Annotated in this window: 9 protein-coding genes; all 9 read left to right on the top strand. The window is 36.6% G+C overall.

Annotated features, from left to right (window positions below; all coding sequences use genetic code 11):
• Positions 1–224 precede the first annotated feature (224 nt).
• The 9 genes from Q0274_RS02260 to Q0274_RS02220 are packed head-to-tail and all read left to right on the top strand — an operon-like array spanning position 225 to position 11414.
• Positions 225–2201 carry a hypothetical protein gene (locus Q0274_RS02260; RefSeq protein WP_298027364.1) on the top strand — a complete coding sequence of 659 codons (1977 nt, stop codon included), beginning with the start codon at positions 225–227 and terminating at the stop codon, positions 2199–2201.
• A 52-nt stretch (positions 2202–2253) separates the two neighbouring features.
• Positions 2254–3390 (top strand): non-hydrolyzing UDP-N-acetylglucosamine 2-epimerase, encoded by a 1137-nt coding sequence (gene wecB, locus Q0274_RS02255; RefSeq protein ID WP_298027363.1) that lies wholly within the window; start codon positions 2254–2256, stop codon positions 3388–3390.
• Complete coding sequence (gene wecC / locus Q0274_RS02250) at positions 3384–4577, top strand: UDP-N-acetyl-D-mannosamine dehydrogenase (protein ID WP_298027368.1); 1194 nt, start codon at positions 3384–3386, stop codon at positions 4575–4577. Before wecB ends, wecC begins: the two co-directional genes overlap by 7 nt.
• Entirely contained in the window at positions 4574–5671 is a 1098-nt protein-coding gene (locus Q0274_RS02245; protein WP_298027362.1) for an acyltransferase, read from the top strand. The genes wecC and Q0274_RS02245 overlap by 4 nt, the downstream gene beginning before the upstream one ends.
• The gene (locus Q0274_RS02240; RefSeq protein WP_298027361.1) at positions 5668–7797 is read left to right on the top strand and encodes a bi-domain-containing oxidoreductase; all 2130 of its coding nucleotides are present in this window, start codon (positions 5668–5670) and stop codon (positions 7795–7797) included. Before Q0274_RS02245 ends, Q0274_RS02240 begins: the two co-directional genes overlap by 4 nt.
• Positions 7755–8774: a glycosyltransferase gene (locus tag Q0274_RS02235; RefSeq protein ID WP_298027359.1), complete on the top strand. Its 1020-nt coding sequence runs from the start codon at positions 7755–7757 to the stop codon at positions 8772–8774. Before Q0274_RS02240 ends, Q0274_RS02235 begins: the two co-directional genes overlap by 43 nt.
• On the top strand, positions 8764–9621 hold the full coding sequence (locus Q0274_RS02230; RefSeq protein ID WP_298027358.1) for a class I SAM-dependent methyltransferase: 858 nt from the start codon (positions 8764–8766) through the stop codon (positions 9619–9621). Before Q0274_RS02235 ends, Q0274_RS02230 begins: the two co-directional genes overlap by 11 nt.
• On the top strand, positions 9614–10726 hold the full coding sequence (locus tag Q0274_RS02225; RefSeq protein ID WP_298027357.1) for a hypothetical protein: 1113 nt from the start codon (positions 9614–9616) through the stop codon (positions 10724–10726). Before Q0274_RS02230 ends, Q0274_RS02225 begins: the two co-directional genes overlap by 8 nt.
• Entirely contained in the window at positions 10716–11414 is a 699-nt protein-coding gene (locus Q0274_RS02220) for a class I SAM-dependent methyltransferase (protein ID WP_298027355.1), read from the top strand. The genes Q0274_RS02225 and Q0274_RS02220 overlap by 11 nt, the downstream gene beginning before the upstream one ends.
• The last annotated feature ends 622 nt before the right edge of the window (positions 11415–12036 follow it).

The raw sequence follows: 12036 nt of genomic DNA, 5'->3' as shown, positions 1-12036 counted from the left end.
AATAAAGATATTCGTCTATTATATTTTAATAAATGTTATAATTTATTTATTTCTCTTTCCGGCAGAGAAATTTAGTAGCCACAAGTATGCTTATAATGACTATGGTTTATCGTTTTTAGCAAAAAGTAATAATGTTTTATTTTTTTATATATTTTATATATTTATTACATCGATAGTATTTACTATTCTGCTTTGGTTCATAAGATATAAATCTGGAGGAAGTGATGAATAATGTTATAAAATATTTAATCAATTCATTTATTGTATTATTAGTTGTAGCACAAGCTATATTTTTTGCATATGGAATTTTTACAGATTTTAAATTAATTAATGAATTTAAAAATATAGACGAAGAAACACTAATAGGTAATAAATTTGTTAAAAATAGCGAATATATAAAGCAGAATTTAATCTTTGAGCCCCTAAAATCATCTATGTATAAATACAATTCTTATAACGATATAGTTTCAAAATGTAAATCTATATCTAGCGGTTGTAAATATAGTGTAATTCATGGCGATGCTCATAATTTGCAATTTTCTACTTTATATAATAAAGACATGAATATGACTATGTTTGATACTTTAATTAAAGGTCAAGATATAGATGCTTGGGATGCGTATCCTTTATTTTGGGCAGACTCTCTGGACAAACTGCAGGAAAAAGTTAATTTTATCGCAGATAATCTTTATGAACAGCAGACACAACTTATAAATCGTTATTTTTGGCATGAAGCCCCCTTTATGTTGAATGCCGTAAATGAGCTGGACCTGGGCCGAAATAAATCTGAGATTTTTTCTCAGTATGGATTTTTGAGTGCTTACACGGTAAAATTTATTATGCAGAGCTTGGGAGGTATAAACGTAGAGAATTTTGACAAGGCAAAGAATATAATTAATTTAACATATTATATTATTTCTATAGCATTTATAATTTTATTTACTAAAAATTATTTTATTAGATTTATTTTTACAATTCTCTTTAGCATATATTTTTTTAGCATAGGGTTTCATTCTTATCATTTTGCTCCAACACATGTCTATATTAGGCATTTCTTTGATCTTTTAATAGCATTAATGCTTTTTTGGTCTATGAAATTTAAAGAATCAAGAACGTGTTACATAGCTATAGTTTTTACATTGGGGATTTTATCTATACTTTTAGTAAAGGATTTTGGACTATTCCTATTTTTATCTATAGTTGGTACTTTTATAATAAAATATGTATTAGAATTTATCGAGCGCAGAAGGGTTGATCTAAAAGAACTTTGGATCTTTATAATTTTTATATTATTTAGCATAATTGCTTGTATAAAATATCCACTCATGGATAATCCATCTACGAAATACTTTTTAGATGGCTTTTATTCTCTCCCTATCAGTATGTCAATTTACATGCTATTATTATTTGCTATATCTCTGCTTTGGCTCGGGCTTATATGGTTTTATGTGGAGCTAAAAAGATCGAATTATCTTTTAAGTTATATATTTTTACTTTTCTATACTGAATTTTTATGTGTTCTTTTTGTATGGAAGGGAAATTTTGATAATATAAATTTTGCTATTATTGCACTACCCATGCTGATATTGTTTCATTTCATAGTTAAAAGAATTAGAAATATTTTATATATCATAATAGCGGCTATACTTATATTTGCTTATGCCAAATACTGCTATGAATATATATCCCAAATGGCACTATATGAAAATACTTTTGCTACACACAGAAATTATAAATGGGATCATGAAAGAGCAGGTGGTATTATTACTACCTATTCATTTGAGCGCTTTGACGATGCTTTAAGACTTATAAATAAGTACTCTAAAAATTCAAATGAGTTATATATGATATCCAAATATGACAATATGTTACAATTCTTTAGTAAAAAATATAGTGGGTTAAAGTATTTTGAACTAAAATCCTTTATAATAACTGATGATGAATACAATGAAGTTTTAGATCTCATAAATTCCAAAGCCGATATCTTATATGTTGATACTGACATTTTTAATGTATATTATAAAGAGCTAAAAGAGAGACGTTTTTTCGATGTTTATAATAATCAATGGCTACCAAACGATGTTATGCGGCGGATTATACAATTAAAAATATTACTAAATCTTTTTGATGATGTTCGCGATAAATATGAGCTGGTAGAGCACGGTAAACTAATAGATGTGTATAAAAGGAAAAAAGAATAATTTTAATATTACTATATAGACTTTGGGCAAAAACTAATATTTAGGGGAGTTTATGACGAAAAGAAAAATTTTAATAGTATTTGGAACGCGCCCAGAGGCCATTAAGATGGCTCTGTTGATAAAGGAATTTCAAAAGCACTCGGAATTTGAGGTAAAGGTTTGCGTCACGGCCCAGCACAGACAGATGCTTGATCAGGTGCTTGAATTTTTTGAGATAAAGCCTGATTTCGATCTAAATTTAATGAAGCAGGCTCAGGATCTGTACGATGTGACATCGGGGGTGCTGCTCGGCATGCGCGGGATATTCGAGCGCTATAGGCCGGACGTCGTATTTGTCCACGGCGATACGACTACGACAAGCGTGGTATCGCTAGCCGCCTTTTATCAAAAGATCGATGTGGCGCACGTCGAAGCGGGCCTTAGGACGCACGATATCTATTCGCCCTTCCCAGAGGAGATAAATAGGCAGATCACCGGTCTGATAGCCAAGTATCACTTCGCGCCGACCGCGGGCGCAAAAGATAATCTACTAAAAGAGGGCAAGAGCGCAGAAAACATAGTAGTTAGCGGCAATACCGTAATAGACGCGCTTTTTTGGACTATCGATAAGATAGAGTGCGATGCGGCATTGCGAGATAAAATTTTATCTTCCATAAATTTTAAATTTCATCTTGGCGAGAGAAAATTTATTCTCGTAACTGGCCATAGACGGGAAAATTTCGGCGAAGGCTTCGTGAGCATATGCGAGGCTCTGCGCGAAATAGCCGCTAATAATGCCGACGTGGACATAGTCTATCCCGTACACCTCAATCCGAACGTCCAAAAGCCGGTGAAAGAAATTTTATCGGGCCTACCGAATATTTTCTTGATGGATCCGCTGGAATACGACGCGTTCGTGTATCTGATGAGTAAAGCGTATATGATCATCACCGATAGCGGCGGCATCCAGGAGGAGGCGCCGAGCCTTTGCAAGCCCGTTTTGGTAACTAGAAACAGAACCGAGCGCCCCGAGGGGATAGAGGCGGGATGCGTGAGGCTGGTCGGAACAAAGCGAGAAAATATCGTAAAAGAAGCGCAAAAATTATTAAATTCAAAAGACGAATATGATAAAATGAGCCAAAGCATCAGTCCTTACGGCGACGGAAAAGCGTGCGAAAGGATACTCGATTTTTTGGAGGAAACATTGTGAAAAAAATTTGTATAGTAGGTCTTGGATACATCGGCCTGCCGACGGCGGCGCTTTTGGCTAGCAGCGGCTACCATGTCCATGGGGTCGATCTGCTCCAAAACGTCGTAGATACGATCAATCAGGGCAAAATTCATATCGTAGAGCAAGGGCTCGGCGAGCTTGTAAAAAAATCCATAGAAAGCGGAAATTTAAAAGCAGACGTTAAGCCAGATTTCGCAGACGTTTTTATCATAGCCGTTCCTACGCCGTTTCGTGACGGATACGTGCCAAATATCGATTACGTCATAAGTGCGAGCAGGGCGGTGGCGCCCTATATCAAAGAGGGGAATATCGTGATCTTAGAATCCACTTCGCCGGTTGGCACGACGGAGAAGGTAGGTCAAATTTTAAAAGATAGCGGCGTCGATATCTCTAAAATTTACATCGCTCACTGCCCGGAGAGGGTTTTGCCCGGTAAAATTTTAAAAGAGCTTACGCAAAACGATAGGATCGTGGGCGGTCTAAGCAGGGAGTCTGCCGAGAAAACGGCGGAATTTTATAAGACGTTCGTTAAAGGCGAAATTTTAAAAACGGACGCAAGAACCGCCGAAATGGCGAAGCTCACCGAAAATTCTTTTCGCGACGTAAACATAGCCTTCGCAAACGAACTTAGCATTTTGTGCGATAAATTCGGCATTAACGTCTGGGAGCTCATCTCGCTAGCAAACCGTCATCCGCGAGTTAATATTTTAAGCCCGGGCTGCGGCGTAGGCGGGCACTGCATAGCGGTCGATCCGTGGTTTATAGTGCATGCGGGCGGCTACGAAGCGAGGCTGATCAAATCCGCAAGAGAGGTCAATAACCACAAAGCCGAGTGGAGCATAGAAAAGATCAAAAACGCCGCTTTGAAATTTGAGCTGCGAAACGGCAAAAAGCCCAAAGTCGCGTGCATGGGGCTTGCTTTTAAGCCGGACATCGACGATTTGCGGGAGTCGCCTGCGCTAAATATAACCAAATGCTTGATCGCAGACGGCGTCGATGTGATCGCCGTAGAGCCCAACATCAAGGCTCACAAAGATTTTGAGATAGCGGATTATAAAAAGGCTATCGAAATTTCAGACATTATCGTATTCTTGGTCGGACATAAGGAATTTAAAGGGCTAAAAATAGAAAAAGAAGTTTTGGATTTTTGCGGAATTTGTAAATGAGTTTTCAAAAAGTAATAGATAGAGATAACCATCTGAATTTTTTTAGATTACTTTTTGCTTTACAAGTGGTATATATGCACTCGACAGGATGGTTAAAAATACCGCTTTTATGGGGGGGGCACGTGGATAAGTTTCTTAGGCTATTTCCCGGCGTCCCATTATTTTTTCTGGTTTCGGGATTTTTAATTACCGATAGTTATTTAAACAGCGGGAATTTAAAAGAGTATTTTATAAAAAGAGCGCTTAGGATATATCCGGCTCTATTTGTCAATATTTTAGTACTTGAGCTAGCTATGTACGTGGGCAAAAATTTTAATGATATCTCGGTATTAAAATACGTAGAATACTTCGTGCTGTATGTCATTACCGCCGCTTCAGGCATAGCGGGCTTTATAATCGGTATAAAAAACGATGCTTTATATAATTATAACGGCTTTTTTAGCTCTTACCCGAGCGGCGTTTTATGGACGCTTAGCGTCGAACTATCGTTTTATATCGTCCTTCCATTTATTTTGTGTATTAGGAAAGTGATCATAAGAAATTTATTACTAGTTTTCCTATTTTTTACATCAATGATAATTCCCGCAATCGCCGATGAAAATTTTTACTCCGCTTCAAATTTAAATAAGCTTCTTGAGCTTATATGCTTGCCGTTTTTGTGGGTATTTATCATCGGCATGGTCATGAGGCTTTATTGGCTGGAGATAAAAAAATATCTCGTAGGCTACGGCTTATATTATATTGCGCTCTATTTGATATTTTGTTTTGCGGCTATAGAGTTTGGAAGCGGGCTTGGAGATTATAAGAGAGGCTTGGAAATTTCTACTGTATTTCAAATTTTCCTTTTGGCGCTAGTGATCTTTAGTATGGCTTTTTCCTACACAAATTTAAAGATAGCTAGAAGCACCGATCTCTCTTATAGTACATATCTCTATCATATGCTGATAGTTCAAATTCTAATTAGTCTGGGCTTTGGCGGCTCTTTATGGCTATATCTCATAGTGGTAGCAGCGACGCTCACGATCGCTTGCGTTTCTTGGAATTTTATAGAAAAGCCGGCATTGAAATTAAAACAAATAAAGGTTGTAAAATGATACAAGCAATAGTTAAAAAAGGTAAAGTTTTAGCGGAGCAGATCCCTGCCCCAAGCGTTTCAAAGGGATGTGTTCTTATAAAAGTAGTAAATAGCTGCATATCGGCGGGCACCGAGATAAGCGGCGTATCAAATAGCGGAAAGAGTCTGATAAAGCGAGCCTTAGAACAGCCTGAAAACGTAAAAAAAGTCATCAGTATGATAAAATCAGACGGCATCGCAAACGCCTATGCGAAGGTAAAGGGCAAGCTTGATAGCGGAAGCCCGACCGGCTATTCGCTTAGCGGCGTCGTCATAGCGGTCGGAGAGGGCGTTTCAAATTTTGAAATCGGTGAGCGCGTCGCCGCAGCCGGTGCAGGACTTGCAAACCACGCAGAATACGTAGACGTACCTAAAAATTTAGTTATGAAAATGCCGCAGGATATGGACTTTGAGCGAGCTTGCACCGTGACGCTGGGCGGCATAGCGATGCAGGGCGTTAGGCGGATCGATCTAAGGCTGGGCGAGACCTGCGTAGTGGTCGGTGCGGGGATATTAGGGCTTCTTGCGGTGCAGATGCTTAAAATTTCAGGAGTGAGGGTTGCTGTCAGCGATTTTGACGATAGGCGCTTGCAGATAGCAAAGGAATACGGCGCAGAGCTCGTCATAAACCCGTCAAGAGACGATTTGTTAGACGTAGTTGCGTCTTGGAGCGGTGGGTACGGCGCCGATGGAGTGCTATTTACCGCCGCTACGAGCAGTAGCGAGCCGCTGTCGCAAAGCTTTCAGATGTGCAAGAAAAAGGGCAGAGTGGTGCTCGTGGGCGTTGCCGGCATGCAGATCAATAGAGAGGATATGTATAAAAAGGAGCTTGATTTTCTCATCTCCACATCCTATGGCCCCGGTCGCTACGATAAGAGCTACGAAGAAGGAGGGCTTGATTATCCGTTTAGCTACGTAAGATGGACTGAAAATCGAAATATGAGCGAGTATCTAAGGCTGGTAAATGAAAATTTGATCAAGCTGGATAAGCTCATAGACGCGAAATATCCTATCGAGCAGGTAACGGAGGCATTTGAGTCGCTGCAGACTTCGCAGAATAAGCCGCTTATGGTTTTGCTCGACTACGGCGAGGCAAATTTAACCGAGCTTGATAGCTATCTAAATCATGATAAAAAAATCATTATAAGCTCCGCGCCAGTAAACAGAGATGTGATAAACGTCGCGTTCATCGGCGTCGGCGGATTTGCTACCGGAATGCACCTGCCTAATATCTCAAAGCTTACGGATAAGTATAAAATTTACGCGATAATGAACCGAAGCGGACATAAGGCAAAGGCGGTGGCACAGCAATACGGAGCGAACTACGCTACTTCAAATTTAGACGATGTTTTAAACGATAAAAACATCGATCTGGTGATCATCTCCACAAGGCACGATAGCCATGCGGAGCTTACTTTAAAGGCGCTTGAAGCGGGTAAAAACGTATTTGTAGAAAAGCCGCTTGCGACGAATAAAGACGAGCTTGAAAAGATAAAGAAATTTTACGAAGGGGGAGGCGACAAGCCCCTTTTATTCGTGGGATTTAACAGGCGATTTAGCGCTTATGCAGAGGAGATAAAAAAGCACACGAGCGCTAGAATAAATCCGATGATAATTAGATATAGAATGAACGCGGGCTACATACCGATGGATCACTGGGTGCATGAAAACGGCGGCAGAATGGTGGGCGAAGCGTGCCACATAATAGATCTAATGACGGCGCTAACGGGCAGCGAGATACAGAGCGTATTTTCGCAGGCGATCACGCCGAGTAATGAAAAATATAGCGCCGAGGATAACAAATCCATCGTCTTAAAATACAAAGACGGCTCGGTGGCAAATATCGAGTATTTTGCAAACGGCAGCAAGGAGCTAAGCAAGGAATTTATGGAGATCCACTTCGACGGCAAGAGCATCGTTTTGGACGATTACAAAAGCTTAAAAGGATATGGAGTGGGGCTGAAAGAAATTTCAACAAATGTGAGCCAAAAGGGGCAGCCAGAAGAGCTTGAGGCGCTATTTGAGGCTCTAAAAGGAAGCAAAAAAGGCTGGCCGATAGAGCTTTGGGATATGGTGCAGACGACGGAGATTTCGTTTTTGATATGAGTTCGTTAGTGCAAGATAGGCTTAAAAAATATGATAAAATTTTAATAATCGGACCGTATCCGCCTCCTCTTGGCGGAGTGTCGGTTTATATTTATAGACTTAGTAAATCGCTAGATAATTCGCAAGTATTTGATGTATCCAAGAATAGTTTTAAAAAATATATCGATTTGTTTGCAGTATTGTGTAGGACAAAATTTCGAGCTATAAATATCCACTCGTTTAGCATAACGATAGCTTTTATGCTTATGATTGCTAGACTTTTTAAAAATTTTGATTTAATTGCCACTAGCCATAATCCAAGGCTGTTTGAGGAGAGCTCTAAATTTAAGGCGTTGATTTATAGGGTTTTTTTTCATTACATAGATGTTTTGGTAGTGGTTAATAAACACATTTTGGACGATTGCAAAAGTAGGAATTTACGTATTCCAAAAAGTATCATAATCGAGCATGCTTTTTTGCCGCCGCCGTTAGAGGAGGAAGATAAAATTTTAGCTACCTACCCCGGCGCTTTTTACGATTTTATAAAAAGCAAGACACAGATAATAACGGCAAATGCATTTCAAATATCTTTTTATAAAAATACCGACTTATACGGACTTGATATATGCATAGAACTTACGGATAAGCTAAAAAACGTCTATCCAAATTTAGGGTTTATTTTTGCGCTAGCAAATGAAAAGGTTAATACGGAGTATATAGATAAAATGCATCTGCGTATAAAAGAGTTAAATTTAGAGGAAAATTTTTATTTTCTGACTGGGCAAAAAGAGCTTTGGCCTATATTTAAAAAAGCTAGTCTAATGATAAGACCTACGAATACCGATGGCGACGCCCTTAGTATTCGAGAGGCTTTATACTTTAAATGCCCTGCGATAGCAAGCGATGTGTGCGACAGACCGATAGGAACGATTTTGTTTAAGAATAGAAATTTAGATGATTTATATGATAAAACAAAAGGGGTTTTGGATGCAATGTAAATTTTGTAAAGCAAACGATGTAACCCCGCTAAAAAAAATGCGAAGTATATACAATAGTTTAGACTATACGTTGTATTTTTGCGATAGTTGCAAGTGCTATTTTTTTGATATAAACGAGCATGATTATGATCTTAGGCTGTTATATGATAGTCTAGGCGATAAAAACATAAGCTCGTATGATGTAACTTTTAAAAAAGATAGATACTGGGATAATGAAAAAAGGGTTATACATTCTATACAACCGAGTATAAATAGTGTACTGGATCTTGGTTGCAGAACGGGAGATTTTTTGATGCACTTTGATGCGGGCATAGAGAAATACGGTATCGAACTATCAAAATCAAGCGCCGAAGTAGCAATAAAACGAGGACTAAATATTTACGAGGAATTTATCGAAAATATAGACTTTAAAGATAAAAAATTTGACGCAGTGACTTGCTACGCCATTTTGGAGCATTTAAAGGATCCTGTGCCTATACTAGATAGATTAACGCAGCTAGTAGAAGAAAATGGAGTTTTAGTGATTATGATTCCTTATCTGCATAGTTTTAAGGCTCAATTGCTATATAAAATAAATTTCAGATGGCATATGTTTAGCCAGCCGGAGCATTTAAATTTTTATTCCAAGGTATTCTTAGATAAATTTATATCCGAGAAAGGATTTGTGTTGCGAAAAACAAAATACACTTCAGGCGGTATGTTTAATCCATTTAAAAAGATGCCTATCGCCTCAAAGGTATTTGGTAAATTTATGAATTTTATTGATTTTTATACCCCAATAAATCAAATACCTATATTTGACCATATGTATTTATATTATCAAAAAACAAAGGGTACGGATGCTTAAAAAAGCTAAATGGAAAGACGATTGCTTATCGCCGATTTTATTGGGAATAGATGATTTGTGCGACGGATATTTTAAAAAAGAGCATCAAAAAATTTTCCCATTTTTCGATGCGGGCTATGGCACAACAAACGACGGATCTATTTTTAGCTACCTTAATAAAAACCTACTTCAAAAATATCCCGAAATAAAAATCACATTTTTTTTGCCTTTTGGCAAAGGGGTTTACTGGGATAAAGATAAATCTATAATCAACGATATTTTTGAAAGGGCCGAATTCGAAAATTTTTTAAATTTTATATTAGATTGCGGCTATGAAATAGCTTATCACGGACACAATCATGGACTAATAAATTCTACGCTAGACCCGAGTACTTGGTGTTATGAGTTTGATCAATATAGCAAAGAAGAGTATTTTGACATCATAAAAAGCGATTCGGCTAAATTTAAAGATAGATTTGGGTATGAGGTGTATGGCGGAAGAAGCCCTGGTTATAAATTTAAAGATGATTTGATAGATGGATTGTGCGAGTGCGGATTTAAATGGTGGTCTTTTGACTATAAGCCGTTTATAAATAATATCAACCTGAAGTACAATGGTCATAATATAATAGAGATGCCGTCAAATTTGTCGGGAGATATGTTTAATCATAGTAAAAACCCAGTAAAAAGCGCAGCAAAATATTTTTTAAATTTATATAGACTAGAGCATATGATTAAGAGCGGTCAGGCTGTAAGTATAGCGGAGCATTTTTTTAGAACGAGATTTGATGGTAAGATACAGATGCCAAATATTTACAACGACATAAATTCTTTAGATTTTATTTTCGGATATCTAAGAAACAAAGATGTTTGGTATGCTACTTTTAGTGAATGTGCTAATTATTACGAGAGCTATAATAATACCTATATTTTAGATGTGGGCGATGGAGCGTTCGAAATAAAATATAAAGGTGACTGGAAAATGTTTCTAACATTTATCTCGGATCATAAATATTTACAAAATATACAGACTAAAGAAATTTACGAAGGCTTTATGAAAAACAATAGATGGCTTTTTAATGATTTGGTCGAAGGAACATATAGGGGACATAAAGATGTATTTTGACAGATATTTTTCTTTGATTACCGGATATAGATTCTTGTTAAAAGACGTTATAAAATATATAGCGACAATAGATTCTTTTTTTGATTCTAAGTATAAAATTTTAGATATAGGTTGCGGAAAAAAACCATATAAGAAATTACTAAAAAAATCTGATTACGTAGGTCTTGATGTGTGTGAATGCGAATATGCAAATCCAGATATAATAGGTAGCTCTGAAAATATCCCTTGCGAGAATGATAATTTTGATGCAATTATGACAGTTTTTGTTTTAGATGATTCTTTTTATATTAAGAAGACTTTTTATGAAATTTCAAGAGTGCTTAAAGATGGTGGGTATTATTTTGCTCTTGAAGCGCAAAATGCAAGCATACATAATCCCCCCCTTGATTTTTTTAGATTTGCTCCAAATGCCATGATTAAGCTAGCAAAAGAAGTGAATTTAGAACTTATAAGATATGATACGTATGGAGGAGACTTTGCAAACGTAGGCTTTTGTTTTATATCAATTATACGAAATACACTAAGTAGTCTCAGGATAGAACCCTTTTTGGGTCCTATATTTTACTTACCGATAAACGTAATTTTTAGACTTTTAGATTTAATAGGTAGATTAAAGGTATTTAGAAACAAATATAAAAATAATTCCTTGGGGTATTTCTATGTTTTTAAGAAAGTAGAGAATGCTTAAAAAGTTTCTTAAGACGATATCTTTATATACTATTTTTTTGATGATAGAAAAAATTTTATCTGTACTATTTTTTTCATATATTGCTCACACTTTAAGCATGAATGATATGGGTGCATATGGACTGTACATGACTATATATGTATTTTTATCTTTTATACTATCGCTAGAATTTAAATCCGGATACGCAAGATATTACTACGAATATTCTACAGAAGAATCCAGATATAAATTATTTTGCGGCATCGTTAATGTTACATTTCTTTCTCATGTGATTATGGGTATATTGTTATTGTGTATTATAAATTATTTTAATTTATTGAGTTGGAAAATTTTTATTGCTTTGTCTATTTTGTCATTTTCTGATAGCCTGATATATCTTATACAGTATCAAAAAAGGTTGGAAGAAAAGGATATGCAATATGGAGTAATTATAATCAGTAAGATACTCTTAACAATTATATTTTATTTTATTATAAAAAGTTACGATATGGAGGGTAGTGCGATCAATATAATACATGCTATGTTGTTTTCTAGTACAGTTGTCTCCCTGGTTAGTTATTTTAGCTTTTTTATTAAAGGTTGGCTATTTGGCGTAAATTATCATATTACAAGGAATTCCTTT

Source organism: uncultured Campylobacter sp., assembly GCF_937973075.1.
Lineage (GTDB): Bacteria > Campylobacterota > Campylobacteria > Campylobacterales > Campylobacteraceae > Campylobacter_B.
The sequence above is the reverse complement of the archived record's forward strand: the minus strand, read 5'-3'. Positions and strand labels throughout refer to the sequence as shown.